Raw genomic sequence first — 20,668 nt, 5'->3', positions numbered from 1 at the left:
TTCTATTATACCATTAAAAGTCTTCTTGTGGGACAAGATGGTGCTGAAAAGCATAAACAACTGCCTGAGTACGGTCGCTCACTTCCAGTTTAGACAGGATATTGGAGACATGGGTCTTGACCGTTTTGAGGGAAATGAAGAGCTCATCCGCAATCCGTTGATTTTCATAACCCTTGGCTAAAAGCCCTAAAATATCACGCTCACGAGCTGTCAAATCTTCGTGGAGCTCAATATGGTTACGATGATACTCCACTTTCTTACTGACCTCTGTTTCAATGGCAAATTCTCCCTTGGCCACTTTTTTGACAGCACGGAGAATTTCCTCAGCGCTGGAAGTCTTGAGCATGTATCCATGAGCGCCTGCATCCAGAACAGGATAAATTTTTTCATTATCCAGATAAGAAGTCAAAATCAGAATCTTTGCTTCCGGCCACTCTTTCAAAATGGCCAGTGTCGCTTCAATCCCATTCATCTCAGGCATGACGATATCCATGATAATCACATCCGGACGACTTGCTAAAGCTTGCTCAACGCCTTCTTTACCATTGACTGCTTCAGATACTTCAGCTATACCATCTTGCAGTTCCAGGTAACTTTTCAATCCCAATCTGACCATCTGGTGGTCATCCACTAACAATATCTTCATGATCTTCTCCTTCTAGTAAAGGTATCGTGATTTCAATAGAAAGACCTTTTCTGGGGGCTGTCAAAAGCTTAAAGGTACCCGCCATATCCCGTACACGGTCTTCCATATTTTTCAAGCCGTAGCTGAGTTCATCCTGAGCCAACGGATCAAAACCGACGCCATTATCAGACACCTTGATTTTAAGTTCATTAGGTGCCTGATAGAGGTAAATATCCAGCCGACTGGCCTGGGCATGGCGCAATGTGTTGTTAATAATTTCCTGCATGATTCTGAAAACATGCTCCTCCATCTGTTTGGGTAGATGCCCAACCTGATGATTGAAGTGAACATCAATGTCGCTTTTATCAGTCAGCTCCTTGATAATCACATCCATGCCTTCTACCAGAGTCTTATTTTCCAACTCTGTAGGCCGTAGATGGAGCAGAAGAATCCGCAAATCCTTCTGGGCTGTGTCAAGAATATCGGCAATCCCCTTGAGCTGTTTTTGCAGCTTTTCTCCATCAAGCCGTTCTACATTTCCAGCCACTCCTGAAAGAATCATATTGGCTGCAAATAATTCCTGACTGACAGTATCGTGCAAATCGCGCGCAATCCGCCGCCGTTCTTTTTCGATAATTTTCTCTTCCGTCTGCAGGGTTTGGTTCTCAGACTTTTGGAGATTTTCTGTCAGACGGTGCAGCCTTCTCTCAAGCTGATGCAGAGAGCTATCCAGTTCAGGCTGATCTGTCGGCTCCAGCCTCCGTCCATCCAGCAAACGCCGAAGATTTTTTTGCACATGGGCTACCGACAGATATTGTATCAAGCGGGCTGCTATCACAATCAGAATGGTCAGTGATAAACCAATAATCACAACAAAGAAAACAAATGACTGCAACAACTCCAAATCATCAAAGAGCTCCTGCCAAGTAAAATCAAAAATATTGAAAATATAGTGAAAGATGATAAATAAGACAAAGAAAGTATAGAGGAGAATGAGAAAATAATTTGATTTCTTCACTTTCTGACAACCTCCACATTTCCTAAGAAGCTGACGAGGACAATCTTCACTGTCTTATTGGCCCGTTTATAGTCTGGTGTCGTCAGCGAAATGGTTTCATTGCGCAGCTTGCGGGATGGATGATGCAGAAAGTTCAGTTCCCCGTAAAGAGTATTGATTTGCAGCTGAATTTCCACATCCAGCGGCACAATAATCTTGGTATCACCAAACCCCTTTCGAATGACAATGACATTATCATGGTTGACCAAAATCACGTCTTCCAAATGAATGGTGTCTTTCCCAACAATGCGCAAGAGATTGATGTCGTGGAATTGACAGCTATCCTTAGAAAAATGCTGCAGGTCCCCCAACCAGCGATTCTTCTCACTCTGAATTTCCACATCTTCTTCGTAAACGAGATGGGTTTCTTGATTTTCCTTATAAATGTATGGGTAGGCCACAATCATTCCATAAACCAGCGCGAATAAAAGGGCAGCAATGACGTAGGGATTGAGCATGATAATGAAAAACAGCATAATCATGGAAGCGACCAGCAGAAAATTCCCTTTTTGCTTGCCGAAGTAATAATAGAGCAGCAGCAAAAAAAGGACCAAGATAATGACAACACGTGAAAAATCAGCTGCCAACATGGTAACCAATGCCATGGATAATAAGACTGTTTCAACAAAGACAAATAATTGAACCTTCCACATAGCCGTTTCCTTTCTCTACCTTCCTATTTTAACAAAATTAGGCCAAAAATCCTCCGTCCAAGGCATGAAATGGGGAAATTTGTCCAGCAAAAAAGAAAAAAAACATCCTTTCAAGCCAGAAAGCTTAAAAGGATGGCCTAGTTTCATCAATGTTCTGAAGAACTAGAGCTACTAGAATGACTTTCATCATCGGACGATGAACTGCTCTTTGAACTGCTAGATGATGATGACGAGCTAGATGACGATGGTGTCGTTGCTTCTGTCACGTAAAGAGTGATTTTTTCATTTGACTTGAGGTCGATTGTCTGGCCTGCTGCTGGTGACTGGGAAGTTACCAAGTCAGCCTGAGTCGAAGTGACCGAACGGTCAACAACTCGCTCAATTCGGGAAGAAGAAATTCCCATTTGAATCAAGTAAGAACGTGCATTAGCGTAGGTATACTGCATGCTGCCAAAGTCAGGCATGGACACACTAGTTACTTCTTTGGCCACTGTCAGCTTGATCTTATGATTAGAAGTCAAATCATAGGTCGAACCAGCTGCCGGTGACTGGCGAATCACCTGACCTGGCTCGTACTCGTCCGATTCTTCCTCAACAATCTCAATCAATTTCTCAGAAACATTATAGTTTGTTTTCAGATTTTCAACCACAGCTGATTTTGCTTGTCCGACATAATCTTCCATTACAAAGGTCTTGGGTCCCTTGGAAATAATCAGGTCAATCTTGCTGCCCTCGCGGCGCTGACTGTTGGCCTGTGGATCGGTTTTAATGACTTTGCCAGATTCGACATTGTCGCTGTATTCTTCCTTTTCCTCTCCGACAACCAGCTTCTTAGATTCGATAGCGGAGCGAGCCTCTGCCACAGTCTGACCAGAAACATCTGGCACGCTGGTATTGGATGGGCTATTATAAAGAAGGACAACAAAAGCCGCCAAAACCAATAGGACTGCAAAGAAAAGTACCTTGTAACGCGTTCTCAAGCGACGTTTCTTTGGAACTTTCTTAACCGCATCAGCTGTCTCTTCCTTAACTTCATCCGCTTCCGCTTTAGGCGGTGTTGACTTAACAGGTGGAACTACCGGCTGAGGTACAGGTGAGATTTTTGGCAAGGTCTTGGTGTCTGCTTTCGCAACATCATCAAAGACTAATTTCTTTTCATTGCGGCGCTCATAGGATAAGCTGCTGGACAAGTCAACATACATCTCTGCAACTGACTGATAACGATCCGTCAGTTTTTTAGCTGTTGCCTTAATGACAACATTTTCCAAGGCCTGAGGCACATTAGGATTTTCAGAAATGATGGATGGCAGCGGCTTTTGGAAATGCTGCAGGGCAATCGTAACGGCACTATCCCCATCATAAGGAATGTGACCAGTCAGCATCTCATAAAAAATAATCCCCATTGCATAAATATCACTCTGAACAGTTGCTTTAGAGCCACGTGCCTGCTCAGGCGATAGATAATGAACCGAGCCTAGCATTGAGTTAGTCTGAGTCAGACTTGTCTCCGCAAAGGCCACCGCAATTCCAAAGTCTGTTACCTTGGCATTACCATCTGGGGTCAAGAGGACATTTTGTGGTTTCAGGTCACGATGGACAATACCTCGTGTATGCGCTAAGCGCATCGCCAGCAAGATTTGTCCCATGATTCTGACTGCTTCTTCATTTGAAATCGGAGAATTCTCTTTGATATAGCGCTTGAGGTCAAGACCCGCCACGTATTCCATAGCCAGATATTGCTGACCGTCTTCTTCCCCAATATCAGTGATCCGAACGATGTGCGGATGGTCCAAGTCAGCCATCGCCTTAGCTTCCCGCTGGAAACGTGCGACAGCGATAGGATCTGTCTGGTAATTGGTCCTAAGAACCTTTACCGCAACTTCTTCACCATCCAAAATCAAGTCCTTGGCCAGATAGACATCTGCCATGCCTCCACGGCCAATCTGCTTGATGATTTTATATCGCCCGGCAAAGATTTTGCCGATTTGAATCATGCCTTATCCTCCTTGTCAAAGCGAACCAGAGCAACTGTGATGTTATCCAGCCCTCCAGCATTGTTGGCAAAGCGAATTAAGGTTTGTGTTTTTTCAGACAGGCTGATATCGCTGGTGACAATGTCACAAATTTCACTGTCTGAAATCATATTGGTCAGACCGTCACTGTTGAGCAGAAGGTAGTCACCATCTTCCAAGGTAATCATGCCATAGTCAGGCTGTACTTCGTCTTTTTGACCAATAGACTGGGTAATGATATTCTTCTGCGGATGACGCTCTGCTTCTTCTGGAGTGATCTGTCCAGCTTTCAACAAAGCATTAACAAGCGAGTGATCATTAGTCAGCTGACGGTATTCATCACCGCGAATCAAGCCGATACGAGAATCGCCAATATGGGCATAGATGGCTTGATTATCAATGATAGCCAAGGCTTCCAAAGTCGTGCCCATACCCTTGTATTCTTCATCTTGTCCAAAGTTATGGATGCGCTGATTTTCCTCTTCCAAGTGCTCCGCAAACCATTCACGCACCTGATTCACCGAATCAATCTGTGTATCAACCCAGGCAGCTCCTAAGTCTGTCACAGCCATTTCGCTGGCAATGTTTCCAGCTCTGTGACCGCCCATACCATCTGCCAAGATGATCAGGGTCTTGCCCGCCCGATTCACAAAAAGATTGGCATAATCTTGGTTATTTGTACGCTTTTGACCAACATCTGTTAATAATGAAATTTCCATACTGTCAGTTTCCTCCTCTTATTCCGATATCTTCCTAAATTGACTGATAAAAAATCCGTCGCTTTCATATAATTCCGGCGTAATCAAGATACAGCCGTCTTTGACGATATCTTTTCTTTCATGGTCTAATAAGACTTGCTCAAAGTTCGGATGACTGGCCAGAAATTTCTCAACAACCTCAAAATTCTCTTTGGCCATAATCGTGCAAGTACTATAAGCTATTATACCACCTTTACGTAGACTTTGACAAACGCTGTCTAGTATATCCAGCTGAATTTTTTGTAAATTCTCAAAATCAGCATTTTCTTTATTATATTTTATATCTGGTTTGCGGCGAATTAAGCCAATACCAGAGCAAGGAGCGTCCACCAGAATTTTATCGAAAGCATCTGGGCCAAAAGTCTCAAACACCTTGGTCGCGTCTAGCTTTTTAGTAGTGATTTTATCAGCCAGGCCCAGCCGTTCTGCATTTTCTTCTACGAGCTCTAACTTATGATCGTAGAGGTCCAAGGCTATAATGTGACCGCTTGTCAGATAGGAAGCCATGTGAACAGTCTTGCCGCCCGGTGCACTGCAGGCATCCAGAATCTGCTCCTCTCCTTCGATGGCCAGAGTCGGAGCCACAAGCTGGCTAGACTCATCCTGAATCGTAATCGCTCCGCTTTCAAAGAGCTGATGCCCAGCAAAATGCCCCTGTTTCTTAACCAAGGCTGACGGAGATAAGAGTGAGTCCTCAGCCCCTAAAAGCTGGCGAAGCTCTGCCTTGCGCGACATATCTGTCACGCGAATACTAGCCTTGCTGCGAACAAAGAGACTGGCAAAGATAGCTAAAGCTCTTTCTTCGCCATACTCTTCTATCAGGGCTTTTACCAACCAGACCGGCAGAGAATACTGGATCGAATAGCGCTTATTTTTGCGCTTGATTGTTTTAAAATCAGCTACACCCTCACGCTCAACCCTACGTAACAAGGCATTGACAAATTTTTCGCTGCCGCGCTTACGGATTTTCGCAATTTCAACAGCCTCATGAACAGCTGCATGCTGAGGGATTTTGTCCAGATAGAGCATCTGGTACAGACTGAGCATAAGCAGAATGTAGAGCCAGTTATCTAATTTGTCCCTATCCTCAATCAGATGGGAAAGATACCATTCCAGAGTGATTTTCCGAGCAACTGTGCCGTAAACCAGCTCTGTTACCAGACCTTTATCTGCTTGACTCAGCGGACTTTGACTCAGAGCTCGGTTTAAGGCGATATTGGAATAGGCTCCTTCTTCAAAAACTTCTTCCAAAATTTCCAAGGCCTGCCAACGGGCCGTTTTTTGCTTACTTTCCAAAAGTATCTCCTACGGACAGGCTGCGGCCCAGTCCATTCAAAAAATCAACGATAGCCATCTTGGGCTTACCAGCAGGCTGAACCGTCTTCAGCGAGAGAGCTCCCTGACCAGCTGCGACCACCAGTTCTTTTTTACTAATAGACAATATCTGTCCAGGCTTACCGTCGCCAGTCGCCATTTCTGCTTCGTAAATCTTAAAGCGCTGCCCTTGCAGCAAGGTATGAGCTACCGGCCAAGGATACATGCCACGAATTTGATTGAAAATTTGGCGGTTTGTTTTGCTCCAGTCTATCCGCTCTTCTTCTGAGCTGATATTCGGAGAGAAAGTGACCTGGCTAGGATCCTGCGGCTGAGGTATAATCTGCCCTGCCCTATAAGCTGGCAGAACATCCAATAACAGGTCCCGGCCGATAAGGGCCAATTTTTCAAAGAGAGTTCCAACATTGTCAGTCTCTTCAATCGGCGTCGCCTTGCTGGCTATCATGTCTCCAGCATCCATTTCCTTGACCATTTCCATAATCGTAACACCCGCTTGCTCATCGCCGTTGATCAAAGCGTAGTGAATAGGCGCACCACCTCGGTATTTAGGCAGCAAGGAGGCATGAACATTCACCGCAAAGTCAACACTGTCTAGTAAGCGGCTAGGCAAAAACTGCCCAAAAGCAGCTGTGACAATACCATCTGCTTCTAAGTTCATCAACTCCTCTAAATCCGAGCTTTGAGCCAGTTTTTCCGGTTGATAAACCGGTAGCTTGTATTCCAAGGCCAGCTCTTTTACCGGAGTCATGCGGATCTCTCTTTTACGGCCGACGGCCCGGTCCGGCTGCGTCACCACTGCTAATACTTCGTATTGACCGCTGTCCAGCAGTCCTTTTAGGACAGTCGCTGAGAAGTCCGGCGTTCCCATAAATATTATTTTCATCATTTTCAACTATTGATTCCTTCTTTGTTCATTCCCTTATTATATCAGAAGTCGCCTACAACAACCTTAATCTCGGCTAAAAAGCTTTACATAAAATTTTGTGGTTCATTATCAATTGTCAAGCGTAAATCTTTATTGTTCCGATTCTGTGTCCAGTCCAAGACTTGATTTAGTGTCGCCTGCAGCTTGTCTTCAAAGCGATATTTGAGCAAAATCTGATAATGATAGAGATTGTGGGTACGGGCAATCGGCTTCGGCGTTGGACCTAGGATTTGCACTTTTTCTGACAGACCGCTCCGCAGAATATCCATAACCTCATAGGCTTTTCGCACTGCTGTCTCTTCGTCCTTGTGGGACAGGGTTAGACCGACCGTAAAGTAATAAGGCGGATAGCCCAGCTGCCGGCGGATTCCCATTTCATAAGCATAAAAGCCCTCGTAATCCTGCTGCTTGGCAAATTCAATAGCATAATGATGAGGATTGTAGGACTGGATAAAGACCTGACCAGCCTTTTCAGCCCGACCAGCCCGGCCAGCCACCTGAGTTAGCAGCTGGAAGGTTCGCTCTGAAGAGCGAAAGTCCGGCAGATTAAGAGCTGTGTCTGCATTGAGAACACCAACCAGCGTCACGTTTGGAAAATCTAGTCCCTTGGCAATCATCTGGGTTCCTAAGAGAATATCCGCCTGCCCCTGGCCAAAGCTTTCTAAAATGGCTTCATGGCTGCCTTTCTTACGTGTCGTATCTACATCCATCCTCAAAATGCGAGCCTGTGGAAAGAGCTGAACCAACTCATCATAAGCTTTCTGCGTCCCTGTACCATAATAGCGAATGCTACGACTGGCACAGTTAGGACAAGACTGAGGAATGTTCTTAGTAAAGCCACAGTAATGGCAGTTCATGGTCTTAGTGTCCATATGCAGGGTTAGAGAAATATCACAGTTAGGACAGCTATCAACTGTCCCACATTCCCGACACATGACAAAGCTGGAATACCCCCGCCTATTAAGCATAAGAACCGTTTGCTCTCCCTTATCCAGACGATCTTGAATAGCCTCTAGCAGGACCGGGGTGAAATTACTGGCCTCATGCTGTCCGATATAATTTCGAAAATCCACCACTTCCACTTGAGGAATCTGCGCCAGCGGATTTGCACGCTTACTGAGCAGCTGAAAATCATAGACACCACGGCTTGCTCGGGCACGGCTCTCCAAACTCGGAGTCGCCGAACCCAGCACTAAGACAGCTTGATTGTACTGAGCTCGCAGGAGAGCCACCTCTCTGGCATGATAGCGAGGATTAGAATCCTGCTTGTAGGAAGATTCATGCTCTTCATCAATGATGATGGCTCCAATATTTGTCAAGGGAGCAAAAATAGCTGAACGCGCGCCGACAACAACCTGGGCAGCTCCTCGCTCCACCTTGCGCCATTCATCATATTTCTCACCGTCAGACAGACCTGAATGCAAAATTGCAACTTGGTCGCCAAACCTAGAAATAAAGCGATCGGTTACCTGCGGAGTCAGAGAAATCTCTGGAACCAGCATGATAGCGGTCTTGCCTTGGTCCAGTGCCTCTGCGATGACCTGTAGGTAAACTTCGGTCTTCCCACTGCCTGTGACCCCTTCTAAGAGGACTGGCTGAGAATGACTCTGACCAATTTTCTGAGTGATTGCCGCAACCGCTGCGGCTTGTTCATCGTTTAAGGTCAGACTTTGCTGCTGACGCTCCTTTTGGAAATAAGCAGCAGAACGGCTAACTTCTCTATCTTCAATGCTAATTAGGTTTTCTTTGATAAAGTAATTGATAACATCGCGCGAAAAGTTTTCTCGCAAATCAGCCAAGAGCCGACTGTCCTGCTGGCTGAGCAGCACTTCTTTTAATTCTTGTTTTTTCTTGGCTTGTCGGGGAAGGTCATGATTTTGCAGAGCGGCATGATTGACCCGATACCATTTCTCAGTCTTAATATGCTTCTTGTCCGTCGCCTGATACTCCAGTCGAATGCGGCCAGTCTGGGTCAGTCGCATCAGCTTGGCCTGACTTTTCTTGTCCAAATCAGAAAAGCGAAGACTGTCCTCCTGACCAAAGATAGCTGAACGCTCCTCATCATTCAGCAGCTCCGTCGGATAGAGTAGTTTATCATAGCTGGAGTTGAGAAGACTAGGCAGCATGGCCTTTAAAAGGGTAATCTTATAAGAAAAGACTGACTTGCGCAGCTCATCCGCCAACCAGAGCTGTTCCTGGTTTAGCACTGGCCTGAAATCAAGGACTTCCGCAATTTCCTTCAGCTCTTCTTGGCCTCCCGTCTCATCAAAGCCGACCACAATCCCCTGAATCAGGCGATTTCCCTGCCCAAAAGGGACATGGACTCGCATGCCAGCTGTCAGCACTCCTGCAAACTCTTCTGGAATAGCATAACTATAGGGCTTGTCCGTCTGCATCAGAGGAACATCCACAATAATCTTTGCCACCTTCATATTCTCACCCCACTTTCCTAAACGTCATTACAGAAAAAATAAGATTGAGCATCCCCAACCTTAAATCTTCTCACCTTCTTCTTTTTCTTTAGCGATTTGCTCTTTAATCTTGCGTTCTTCTTCTTCTTTACGCAGACGCTCTTCTTCTGCCCGACGGCGAACTGCCTCGCGCTTGCCTTCTGGATCTGGATGGATAACGACATTGCCGGATTCAATTTCTTCCAAAGCACGAAGAGTGGATTTGACAGACTTGAATTCCTGCGTAGCGGGAGCTCCAGCTTCAAGCTCATGCGCACGCTTAGCTTCTAAAATAACCAAGGAATATTTTGACGGAACCTTGTCCAGCAAAGTGTCAATAGACGGTTTTAACATCATAATTTTCTACCTAATTTCTAACTTTCTATCGAATAATCGTTTCATTTTTTGGAAGCATGTCCTGATAACGGCCGATAACACGGTCTACTCGGAAATGCTCTGCTTCAATCACGCGCTTGACACGGTCGGCAGCTAGCGGCACCTGATCATTGACAATGGCATAATCATACTCGCGCATGAGGGCAATTTCTTCTTTGGCCTTTTCAATGCGCTGAGCGATAATCTCAGCACTGTCTGTCCCACGGCCGACCAAGCGGTCTTTGAGTTCTTCTAAGTCTGGAGGAGTCAAAAAAATAAAGACGGCATCTGGAACTTTTTTCTTGACTTGCAAAGCTCCCTGAACTTCAATCTCTAGGAAGACATCGATACCTTTATCCAGCGTTTCATTGACATAAGTCAGAGGCGTCCCATAGTAGTTTCCTACATACTCTGCATACTCCAGCATCTGTCCCTGACGAATCAACTCTTCAAACTCCTCGCGAGTGCGGAAGAAATAGTCAACTCCATCCACTTCGCCTGGACGTTGAGGACGAGTCGTCATGGATACCGAGTACTGAAATTGATTATCAGTGCTTTCAAAAATTTCTCGTCTAACAGTCCCTTTTCCTACACCAGAGGGACCAGAAAAGACGATTAGTAAGCCTCGTTCCGTCATCATGTCTCCTTCACAGTCTTTCTATCTAGTGTAACAAAATTAGACTGATATTTCAAGAGGATAGGAAGAAATGTATGTGTCTAGAGTTTTGAGAAAATAGAAAAATAAGCAAGCAATCATACGGAAAACCAAATAGACCGGCAGAACATTCAAGAAAAAAGCAATCTGTTAACAGACTGCATTTTTTCTTTATTTTGCGTAGTCAACGGCCCGCATCTCACGGATAACCGTTACCTTGATATTGCCCGGATATTCCAAGTTGTTTTCGATCTTTTCACGAACATCGTGAGCCAAAATCGTAATCTTGTCATCCTTAATCTTGTCCGGCTGAACCATAATCCGGATTTCCCGGCCGGCTTGTAAAGCAAAGCTGTTCTTGACACCCTTGAAACTATTAGCGATTTCTTCCAAATCTTGGAGACGCTTGATATAGCTTTCCAGAGATTCACTGCGGGCACCTGGCCGAGCGGCACTGAGGGCGTCTGCGGCAGCTACGATAACGGCAATGACACTTTCTGCTTCCACATCTCCGTGGTGGCTGGCAATCGTATTAACAACGATTGGATGCTCCTTGTACTTACGAGCCAGTTCTGTCCCGATTTCCACATGGCTGCCTTCAACCTCACGGTCAATAGACTTGCCAATATCATGGAGGAATCCAGCACGGCGGGCTAAATTAGCATTTTCACCCAACTCAGCAGCGATGATACCGGAAAGCTTGGCCACCTCAATAGAGTGTCGAAGGACGTTCTGACCATAAGAAGTTCGGAACTGCAAGCGCCCCATGATTTTCATCAAATCAGGATGCAGGTTAGGAGCTCCGATTTCATAAGCTGCGGCTTCCCCGTACTCACGGATACGATTGTCAATTTCCAGACGGTTCTTCTCAACCAACTCCTCGATGCGAGCTGGGTGAATACGGCCGTCTTTCAAGAGTGCTTCCATGGTCATACGAGCAATTTCGCGACGAATCGGATCAAAACCTGAGAGAGTAACCACTTCAGGCGTATCATCAATGATGACATCAATACCAGTCAGACTTTCAAAAGTTCGGATATTGCGACCTTCACGGCCAATAATCCGACCCTTCATACTGTCATCTGGCAGATGCACCGTTGAATTGGTTTGCTCAGCGACATAATCACCGGCAATACGCTGCATGGCTTGGACCAAGATATTCTTCGCAACCTTGTCAGACCGCTCTTTGATATCTTGCTCCGCATCCCGAATCCTAGTCGCAATCTCTTTAGAAAGCTTGTCTTCGGTCTGCGTCAAAATAATATCACGCGCTTCTGTCTGCGATAGCGAAGCAACTCGCTCCAGCTCTGCTGCCTTCTGCTTTTCAAGTTCCGCTACTTGTTCTTCACGCGCATCAATGTGTTTAGATTTATCTGAGAGACTTTGTTCTTTTTGCTCCAAAGCCTTTTCTTTGTTGCTTAAATTATCGTCTTTGCGGTCAAGGGTCGAAGCACGCTCTGTTAAGCGGCTTTCGATTTGTTTCAACTCTTGACGTTCAGACTTAAATTCTGCATCAACTTGTTCACGATATTTTCTGGCTTCTTCTTTTGCCTCCAAAAGTGCTTCTTTTTTAAGCGAACTTGTTTCCCGCTTGGCTTCTTTGATAATCAAATCAGCTTCGCGTTCAGCCTGTCCGCGTAAATTGGTTGCTTCTTGTTCAGCATTTAAAAGAGTAAGCTCTGCAGCTTCTTTAGATGATTTCATCTTAGCTGAGACACTTACATATCCAATCACTAAACCAATGATGGCAGCAAAAACAGACATAATTATAGGAAATAGGTCCATGTTTTTACTCCAAATCTATTTAATTGTTGAATTCAAAATTCCATACTATTCTATCACAAATCTAAAAAATTCACAAACCTATTTTTTGAAATTCAAGAAAGCTTTTGTCCAATTTTCACCGACAAAATCATCAAAGTTTGTAGAAGCCTGAGTACCAAAACTTTTTTCAAGAGATAAGCAAGATTGTTCAAATTTTTCATTCCTTTAAGACGCAAACTTTATTCCCAAATAAAAATTTTTTATGCTATAATCAGAGAAGAAAAGGTGTCAATGAGACGGGCTTTTTCTTACCTAACAAGACAAACTTATGGCTTGATCTCACTAGAAAAACCTTCTCGCACTCACTACATTGTAAAGGAGAAACCATGTCTAAAGAAGTTATCGTCGAAAGCTTTGAGCTGGATCACACCATTGTCAAAGCGCCTTATGTCCGCCTTATCGGAGAAGAAACTGGCCCTAAAGGCGACATCATTTCCAATTTTGATATCCGCTTGGTTCAGCCTAACGAAGATTCAATCCCGACAGCCGGTCTACATACCATCGAGCATTTGCTGGCCATGTTGATTCGCAAGCGCATTGATGGTATGATTGACTGCTCGCCTTTTGGCTGCCGCACCGGTTTTCACATGATTATGTGGGGCCAACACAGCTCCAGCCAGATTGCTCAGGTCATCAAATCCTGTCTGGAAGAAATCGCTGAGTCAACTAGCTGGGAAGATGTCCCTGGAACAACCATTGAATCCTGCGGAAACTACAAGGATCACAGCCTCTTCTCAGCCAAAGAATGGGCTAAACTTATTCTCAGCCAAGGAATCTCAGATGATGCCTTTGAACGCCATGTGATTTAAAACAATAAAAAGTTCTCGAAATCGAGAACTTTTTTTGTGCATGTATAATGAAATCCATCAACAAACTAGAAAAGTCAGCTGCTGAAGAAATGTTCAAAGATGACTAGAAATCAAGTAAGTCAGCATGACCTGGTCCATTTCCGACGAAGTAGCCAGTCTTACAGTTGATACTGAAGAGGTAGGTGCCGTCTGGCTTGAAGAGATTATAGTAGCCGTTTCCTTTAATAATATTGACGCGTTCCAGAATATAGTTGTCTCCAGAAATGTAGCCGCGCTCACGAGAAGTTTGCAAAATCTTCTCCAGAACACCCGGATTGAATGTCCAAGCTGGATTGTTGACGTCATCAATAGCTGCTTGGTTATAAGGGACACGACTGAGATCTCTCTGCAGATTTACTCCATTGCTAGGAAGACCATAACCAGAGTATGAGCTGGAAGCTCCTGAACCAGAAGCAGATGCGCTTGAACTGCCACTTGTACCCGCACCAGTGCCTCCCTGATCAGTAGCAGGAGCTGGTGTTGGCACCTGTTGGCTACGTCCTTGGGCAATCGCTGCCTTTAGAACTTCATCTAATTTAGCATTGCCACTTGATACATCTGAGAAGGTCGCATTTGTATTAGCCTTGGCATCCTTGTTCAAGACACCGTCAGTGATCGCTCCACCATCAAACTGCGAATTGACACTTTGAATAGCCGAAATCTGCTTGACTAAGGAATCATACTTGCTCTTGGCTGCATCATAGTCTTTGCTGCCTTTTAGCTTTTCAAGTAAGGTTTTTAATTTTTCCAAGTCGCCGAATTTACTGTTTTTGACAGCTGTCTGATTGCTATCTGTGAAAAATGCAGCATACTCATCATTAAAGGACTTCAGATCCTTGGCAGTATTATCAGAGCTAGAGGAAGACGAACTCTTTTTGCTGGACTGCGATGTTGAAGAGCTGGAGCTTGTAACGGTCTTGTGCCCCCAATTATGCCCCAGAGCAAAGTAAAGCCCTGTGCCCGCTACAACAATCCCGAAAAGTCCTAAAACTGGATAAAGGAAAGCTTTTTTCTTGTAGAAAGGTGTCTTAGGAACCTGTAATTCCTTCTCATCAAGTGGTTCTGGAATAGGACCGTAAGATGTCTTTTGAACGGGAGCAGCAGGAACCGCATCTTCCTGCTCTGAGCGTTGACTGCGAGAACCTAAGGGGGTTAAGGGGGTTGGAACTGCTTCTGGCTCACTTGCAGTCTCGGTGGCTGTCGACTGAGTTGTTGGAATCTCCTGTTCACTTTCAACCTCTTGCCGTCTTTCTTTGATGAAGTCGGTCAAATCAGAAAAGGCTTGCTCAGCCTGAGCTGCTTCCTGCTCCTGCAGTTTTCTGATTTTCTGGGTTTCAAATTTTCCAGCTTCGATTTCCTGACGGTGCTGCTTGATATACTTATCCAGCACATTATCGCTTTCATTCACACCGGCTTCCAGCTCCTCTTTCTTACGAGTGGCTTGTCCGACTGTCATTTCCTTGGCCTCTTCAAAATCAAGGACAGACTCTTTCTTTTCTTCTTCCGGTGAGTAGTTTTCTTCTTTCGTCACGGCAAATCCTTTCTAATCTAACTGACGTTTGACCCGCTGGCCAAAATACTGATATAAATCAACTTTTAAAGTACCATTATAAAGTTTGCGTTTTTTATCGGCCTGACTGCCGTATTTGCTTTCAAACGCTTCATCGCTAGTCAGGATAAACTTGCTCCAGGTTTTGAGCGGAGCAAAGGTTTCTCCCATTTCCTGATAAAGACGAGTCACAGTCTCATCATCTAGGAGGCGCTCCCCATACGGCGGATTAGAGATAATCACACCACTAATCTTATCTGTATGCAAATCCTGCAGACGCATCTGCTTGAAGTGAATCTGCTCTGCAACTCCTGCTTGCTCAGCGTTTTTTCGAGCTAGTTCTACCATACGGCCATCGATATCCGAGCCAGAAATATCCAGCTGAATGGTCTGATCAATCTGACTGAGTGCAGTTGAGCGAGCCTGTGCTACCAAGTCTTTATCCACCCAATTCCAGTCTTCAAAAGCGAAGGAACGATGGAGTCCCGGCGCCATCTTCATCCCGATCATAGCAGCCTCGATACAAAAAGTACCAGAGCCGCAAGTCGGGTCTATCAAAGGCTTATCTGGATACCAATTGGACAGGAGTAAAATGGCCGCTGCCATATTTTCCTTAATCGGTGCACCGCCTTTATCGACACGATAGCCACGTTTGAAGAGGCTAGACCCTGTTGTATCAATCATGACCGTCGCTACATCTTTTAGAATAGAAACCTCTATCCTAAACTCAGCTCCATTTTCCTGCAAAGGAACCCCTTCCGGACGTGCATAATGCTTCTGCAGCTTCTTGACAACCGCCTTTTTAGAAATAGCCTGAACGCTAGGCTCATTGTGAAGTTTTGACTTGACACATTTGGCCTTGGCAATAGGAAATTTAGCTCCTAGCGGTATATAATTCTCCCAATCCAGAGCAAAAACTCCCTGAAAGAGCTCTTCGAAAGTCTTGGCTGGAAAACTGCCAACTACAATCTTAATCCGATCGGCCGCGCGCAACCAGAGATTGGTCTGAATAATGGTACTGACATCACCCTCGAAGCGAACCCGACCGTTTTCAACCTGACAATCAAGCCCCAGCTCTCTGATTTCACGGCCGACGACAGCTTCTAGCCCTGCCGCTGCGGTCGCAATTAAATTAAATTTTTCTTTCATATTGGCTTTTTTAATGGATTCCAATCTATACAAACAAAGGGAGTGAGACAAAAATCGTGATTTCGTCACATCGATTTTCCTCACTCTCCCTTTTTAAATTTTGGGCTGAGAAGGTTTCGCTGCCATTTGTCAGCTAGCTCATTCCTTGAAATATCCATCAGACAAATGAAGCAACAGCTAGTTGAACTTGGCAGAGAATAGAGCGCTCAGCCACTCTCTTGCTATTCTATTATAAAATTTAAAGAGGACAGGACTTGACGTCCTAGCCTCAGCCTATATGCAATTTTCTGTAAGCCATGTTTTGTTCCGGAAATGACTAGGTACCATTTCCTTCGATAATCATCTGTCTACTGTTTCCAGTCAGAATGCAATGTTCGTTTCCACGCATTCCATGCCCCGACCAAAGTTTGGGTTGCTAGCTTGAGGGGTTTACCGCGTTCCACTTCTTCTGTTTCCAAAAGAACTACGTCACTGTGGCACTTTCAGACCTAATCAGACATATCCAAAGACTTAGCCCTTTCAGTCGCCGTAACGGAAAAATCCGTCCCTAGGCTTATTTCTTCGCCTAGCACAAACACTACCGGCATCACAGCCAGTGCTAGCATGGACTTTCCTCATGAAAATCTAAAATTTCCACGCGATTATCCAAAAATTGCACTGTTCTATAAGAACCATTATTCACGATCCAAAATTTGTTTCCCAAATACTTCCTTTTCAAGACGGTTCAAGCGCTTCAAGATATCAAAGTTAGTCGCAGAAGTCATCTGAGGGAAGCTTTCCACAGTCGACTGAGTAGCTTGTGTTGATTGGACAGGCTGAGTCGGCTGAACCGTTGCTTTTTCAACCGGCTTCGCAACCAACTCTTCCTTGAGACGGCGATTTTCCTCACGCAGCTCCTTGACCAAGGCTGCATAAGTCTCATAATCCTTGATAATATCGTCCAAAAACTCATCCACTTCGGACTTACTATAGCCACGTACTTCACGTTTAAAATCCTGATCAAAAATATCTTTTGCTGTAAAAATAATACTTGCCATCTTCTCTCTCCAATCTAGTTTATCATATTCAATTATAAACAAAATGCACTATAAAAATCAAGATTTATTATCTAATTTCCCGAAAAATTTTCGGCCACTTCATTTAGGTCATCAAATGTTAATTTTTTGATAAAATACTGTTCTTGTTTTTTCATTTCTTGGTAAAGATATTTCAATTTTGTCTCCTGTTCTTCATCGTAAAACAAGTAGGCTCCGTCTGTATTTTGAATGACGAATTGATTGTAATCACGAAATTGACTAGGATTTTGGTAGTTCGGATAAGCATACTTGACGAAATCGGTTTGCTTAAAAGCAGCTAATTTGGCTTGATTGGCTTCATTCCAATTTTCACCTTGATTCTCAAAGAGAAAGATGGTTGCCGTCTGAAATTCATAGTCTTTTTTCAATTCATTAGCTAGATCCAAAACCCAAGACTCGAAGCCCAGATTGCCCATAAAAACTAGCCAATCTACTCCTTCTTCCAAAAAACGGATTAAATCCCTCTTAGCGGCTTCTTTTATGATATTTATTCTCATATCTTTTTCCGTCGAAACGCCGATTTCAAAGGCTTTGTAGCCTGTTATTAGTAGACTGGTCATTTATTCTCCCTTAAAAAAGTTTTTTGTGGTATAATAGAGTGATGCTATTGTACCAATAAGGAGTTTTATGGTCAACTATCCGCATAAGCTAAAGGCAAAAAGCAGTATCAATAGGCCAGTTTCCGGCATGATTAACTTTGCCAATCGTGGGATGTCTTTTGAAAAGATGATCAATGAATCCAACAACTACTATCTAAGCAGAGGACTCGCTGTCATCCATAAAAAGCCCACCCCCATTCAGATTGTCAAGGTTGATTATCCGCACCGCAGCCGAGCCAAGATTGTAGAGGCTTACTTTCGGCAAGCTTCCACAACAGACTATTCTGGTGTCTACAAGGGCCATTATATTGACTTTGAAGCCAAGGAAACCCGACAGAAAAAATCGATGCCCATGAAAAATTTTCATTCGCATCAGATTGAGCATATGGAGGCAGTCCTTGAGCAAAAGGGCATCTGTTTTGTCTTACTGCATTTTTCCAGCTTAAGGAAGACTTACCTACTTCCCGCTTCTTATTTAATTGAGTTTTACAAGATCGACAAGGGAGGAAAGTCCATGCCCTTAACCTACATTCAAGAGCATGGTTATCCGATTGAAATGCAGCAGCTTCCTAGCATCCCTTATCTTGAAATTATCGAACAAAAACTACTAGGTGGTATTATAAATGAATAAACAAACTCTTATGCAGGCTTTGAAATATCTTGCAAGTGCACTTATAACCCTGCTTATGATTGGATTCGTGATTGGCTGTTTAGTATTTACCTACTATGCGGTCAAGGCTCCTAAGCTTTCTGAAAAAGACCTAATCGCGACCACATCCAGTAAGATTTTTGACAGCAATAACAATTTGATTGCAGACCTAGGCGCTGAAAAGCGGGTCAATGCTGAAACAAGTGAAATTCCTACGGATTTGGTCAACGCCATTGTCGCCATTGAAGACCATCGCTTCTTCAATCACCGCGGGGTAGACTTTATTCGGATTGCAGGTGCCCTTGTTAGCAACATCCGCGGAGGTCGCCAAGGGGGATCAACTCTGACCCAGCAATTGATTAAGCTGTCCTATTTCTCAACCTCTTCTTCGGACGCGACCCTTTCACGTAAAATCCAAGAAGCTTGGCTGGCCGCTCAGCTTGAGCGTAAAGCGACCAAGCAGCAAATCTTGACCTATTATGTCAATAAAGTCTACATGTCTAATAGTAACTACGGTATGCAGACAGCAGCCCGAAGTTACTATGGCAAGGATCTAAAAGATTTAAGCTTACACCAAACGGCTCTGCTGGCAGGTATGCCTCAGGCACCTAACCAATACGACCCTTACACCCATCCAGAGGCTGCAACCAATCGCCGTAATCTGGTACTTCGAGAAATGCATGATCTCAAATACATCACAGATGAACAGTATGAGCAAGCCAAAAACACACCTGTAACCGACGGACTTCAAAGTTTGAAAGCTTCTACTAGTTATCCTGCTTACATGGATAATTATCTTAAGGAAGTAATTGAACAAGTAGAAGAAGAGACTGGCTACAATGTCCTGACAACTGGTATGGAAGTCTATACAAATGTCAACACTGATGCCCAAAAGAAACTCTGGGATATTTACAACACAGGAGACTATGTAGCTTATCCAGATGACGAAATGCAGGTTGCGTCCACCGTTATGGATGTGCAAACTGGTAAAGTCATTGCCCAGCTCGGTTCTCGTAACCAATCTACCAACGTATCCTTTGGTACCAACCAAGCTGTTGAAACCAACCGCGACTTCGGTTCATCAATGAAGCCAATCACCGATTATGCTCCAGCTCTTGAAAATGAAGTCTATACTTCAACTGCTGCTCCTATCACGGATGCTCCATATAACTTCCCGTATTCCAGCACACCAGTCTATAACTGGGATAAGAAATACTACGGCGGGATGACGATTCAATACGCTATTCAGGAATCCCGGAACGTTCCTGCCGTGAAAACGCTGGAAGCCGTTGGTTTGGATGAGTCCCTCAAGTTCCTAAATCGTATTGGGATTAACTATCCTGAAATGTTCTATGTTAATGCCATTTCAAGTAATACCAGCAAATCCGGCAACGAGTACGGAGCCAGCAGTGAAAAAATGGCTGCTGCCTATGCTGCTTTTGCCAATGGCGGTACTTACTACAAACCTCAGTATGTCAATCGCGTCGTCTTCAGTGACGGAACAGAGAAGACCTTCTCCAACAATGGTTCCAAGGCTATGAAGGAAACGACAGCCTACATGATGACCGATATGATGAAAACAGTCTTGCAGTCTGGTTCAGGTACAAACGCTGCTATCTCTGGGGTTTATCAGGCCGGTAAGACCGGAACCTCCAACTATGCTGATGATGAATTAGCCAAGCTGACCAAGCCTTACTACTACTCTAGCATTGTCACACCAGACGAGCTCTTCGTTGGTTACACGCCTAAGTATTCCATGGCTGTTTGGACTGGCTACTCTAACCGCCTGACACCAATCCTTGATGATGGGATTAAGGTAGCAACAGATGTCTACCGCGAAATGATGCTTTACCTAGCTCAAGATGGCTCTGCTTCAGAAGATTGGGAAATGCCAGATGGTCTCTACCGCAGTGGCTCTTATGTCTACCTCAACAGTGGTACTGGCTATAACCGTTACTACAATAACCAGCAGTACTATAACTATTCTAGCTATAGCAGTTACAGTACAGAAGCTAGCTCTGACACATCAGCTTCCAGTGAGCATTCTGGTGATTCAAACAATAGCTCTTCTAACCACAACGACTCATCTTCCGGTAACGGTGGAGATGACTAGAGTGACGAAGATTAAA

18 protein-coding genes and 1 other RNA gene are annotated in these 20,668 nt (G+C 44.5%); 3 read left to right on the top strand and 16 right to left on the bottom strand.

Features of this window, described 5'->3' with window-relative positions:
• Window positions 1-13 precede the first annotated feature (13 nt).
• From HMPREF1150_RS10560 to HMPREF1150_RS10610, 11 genes are all read right to left on the bottom strand, one after another.
• Window positions 14-646, bottom strand: coding sequence for a response regulator transcription factor (locus HMPREF1150_RS10560; RefSeq protein ID WP_009659067.1), 633 nt, complete (start codon window positions 644-646; stop codon window positions 14-16).
• A complete protein-coding gene (locus HMPREF1150_RS10565; RefSeq protein WP_002893495.1) occupies window positions 624-1,643 on the bottom strand; it encodes a sensor histidine kinase in 1,020 nt (339 codons plus the stop codon). The genes HMPREF1150_RS10560 and HMPREF1150_RS10565 overlap by 23 nt, the downstream gene beginning before the upstream one ends.
• On the bottom strand, window positions 1,640-2,335 hold the full coding sequence (gene liaF, locus HMPREF1150_RS10570) for a cell wall-active antibiotics response protein LiaF (RefSeq protein ID WP_002893496.1): 696 nt from the start codon (window positions 2,333-2,335) through the stop codon (window positions 1,640-1,642). The genes HMPREF1150_RS10565 and liaF overlap by 4 nt, the downstream gene beginning before the upstream one ends.
• Window positions 2,336-2,481: 146 nt before the next feature.
• A complete protein-coding gene (gene pknB / locus HMPREF1150_RS10575; protein WP_009659016.1) occupies window positions 2,482-4,329 on the bottom strand; it encodes a Stk1 family PASTA domain-containing Ser/Thr kinase in 1,848 nt (615 codons plus the stop codon).
• The gene (locus HMPREF1150_RS10580; RefSeq protein ID WP_009659003.1) at window positions 4,326-5,066 is read right to left on the bottom strand and encodes a Stp1/IreP family PP2C-type Ser/Thr phosphatase; all 741 of its coding nucleotides are present in this window, start codon (window positions 5,064-5,066) and stop codon (window positions 4,326-4,328) included. The genes pknB and HMPREF1150_RS10580 overlap by 4 nt, the downstream gene beginning before the upstream one ends.
• An 18-nt stretch (window positions 5,067-5,084) precedes the next feature.
• A complete protein-coding gene (gene rsmB, locus HMPREF1150_RS10585) occupies window positions 5,085-6,401 on the bottom strand; it encodes a 16S rRNA (cytosine(967)-C(5))-methyltransferase RsmB (protein WP_009659069.1) in 1,317 nt (438 codons plus the stop codon).
• Window positions 6,391-7,326 (bottom strand): methionyl-tRNA formyltransferase, encoded by a 936-nt coding sequence (gene fmt / locus HMPREF1150_RS10590; protein WP_032905334.1) that lies wholly within the window; start codon window positions 7,324-7,326, stop codon window positions 6,391-6,393. The genes rsmB and fmt overlap by 11 nt, the downstream gene beginning before the upstream one ends.
• An 83-nt stretch (window positions 7,327-7,409) precedes the next feature.
• Window positions 7,410-9,797 carry a primosomal protein N' gene (locus HMPREF1150_RS10595; protein ID WP_009659059.1) on the bottom strand — a complete coding sequence of 796 codons (2,388 nt, stop codon included), beginning with the start codon at window positions 9,795-9,797 and terminating at the stop codon, window positions 7,410-7,412.
• Window positions 9,798-9,857: 60 nt separating this feature from the next.
• Window positions 9,858-10,172: a DNA-directed RNA polymerase subunit omega gene (rpoZ, locus tag HMPREF1150_RS10600; protein WP_002893503.1), complete on the bottom strand. Its 315-nt coding sequence runs from the start codon at window positions 10,170-10,172 to the stop codon at window positions 9,858-9,860.
• A 25-nt stretch (window positions 10,173-10,197) separates the two neighbouring features.
• A complete protein-coding gene (gene gmk, locus HMPREF1150_RS10605) occupies window positions 10,198-10,830 on the bottom strand; it encodes a guanylate kinase (protein ID WP_002893505.1) in 633 nt (210 codons plus the stop codon).
• Window positions 10,831-11,016: 186 nt separating this feature from the next.
• Window positions 11,017-12,630, bottom strand: a complete 1,614-nt coding sequence (locus HMPREF1150_RS10610) for a ribonuclease Y (RefSeq protein WP_009659039.1) — start codon at window positions 12,628-12,630, stop codon at window positions 11,017-11,019.
• Window positions 12,631-12,995: 365 nt separating this feature from the next.
• Here HMPREF1150_RS10610 and HMPREF1150_RS10615 point away from each other — a divergent pair, with 365 nt between their 5' ends.
• The gene (locus tag HMPREF1150_RS10615; protein WP_002893508.1) at window positions 12,996-13,478 is read left to right on the top strand and encodes an S-ribosylhomocysteine lyase; all 483 of its coding nucleotides are present in this window, start codon (window positions 12,996-12,998) and stop codon (window positions 13,476-13,478) included.
• 103 nt (window positions 13,479-13,581) lie between these two features.
• Here HMPREF1150_RS10615 and HMPREF1150_RS10620 read toward each other — a convergent pair whose 3' ends face one another.
• From HMPREF1150_RS10620 to HMPREF1150_RS10635, 5 genes are all read right to left on the bottom strand, one after another.
• Window positions 13,582-15,048 (bottom strand): cell division site-positioning protein MapZ family protein, encoded by a 1,467-nt coding sequence (locus HMPREF1150_RS10620; RefSeq protein WP_009659052.1) that lies wholly within the window; start codon window positions 15,046-15,048, stop codon window positions 13,582-13,584.
• A gap of 12 nt (window positions 15,049-15,060) precedes the next feature.
• Window positions 15,061-16,215, bottom strand: a complete 1,155-nt coding sequence (locus HMPREF1150_RS10625) for a class I SAM-dependent RNA methyltransferase (RefSeq protein WP_032905333.1) — start codon at window positions 16,213-16,215, stop codon at window positions 15,061-15,063.
• A 285-nt stretch (window positions 16,216-16,500) separates the two neighbouring features.
• Window positions 16,501-16,868: RNase P RNA component class B (rnpB, locus tag HMPREF1150_RS11445), an RNA gene on the bottom strand.
• A gap of 21 nt (window positions 16,869-16,889) precedes the next feature.
• Window positions 16,890-17,252, bottom strand: a complete 363-nt coding sequence (gene gpsB, locus HMPREF1150_RS10630) for a cell division regulator GpsB (protein WP_009659012.1) — start codon at window positions 17,250-17,252, stop codon at window positions 16,890-16,892.
• 71 nt (window positions 17,253-17,323) lie between these two features.
• On the bottom strand, window positions 17,324-17,851 hold the full coding sequence (locus tag HMPREF1150_RS10635; RefSeq protein WP_009659061.1) for a DUF1273 domain-containing protein: 528 nt from the start codon (window positions 17,849-17,851) through the stop codon (window positions 17,324-17,326).
• Window positions 17,852-17,918: 67 nt separating this feature from the next.
• On the opposite strand from HMPREF1150_RS10635, the gene recU reads away from it, so the two are divergent.
• Both recU and pbp1a read left to right on the top strand, forming a co-directional pair.
• Window positions 17,919-18,521, top strand: a complete 603-nt coding sequence (recU, locus tag HMPREF1150_RS10640) for a Holliday junction resolvase RecU (protein WP_009659046.1) — start codon at window positions 17,919-17,921, stop codon at window positions 18,519-18,521.
• Window positions 18,514-20,652: a penicillin-binding protein PBP1A gene (gene pbp1a, locus HMPREF1150_RS10645; RefSeq protein ID WP_009659029.1), complete on the top strand. Its 2,139-nt coding sequence runs from the start codon at window positions 18,514-18,516 to the stop codon at window positions 20,650-20,652. Before recU ends, pbp1a begins: the two co-directional genes overlap by 8 nt.
• Window positions 20,653-20,668: the final 16 nt, after the last annotated feature.

The sequence above is a fragment of the Streptococcus sp. AS14 genome (genome assembly GCF_000286495.1).
Taxonomy (GTDB): Bacteria; Bacillota; Bacilli; order Lactobacillales; family Streptococcaceae; genus Streptococcus; species Streptococcus sanguinis_P.
This window is presented reverse-complemented; position numbering and strand designations above follow the sequence as displayed.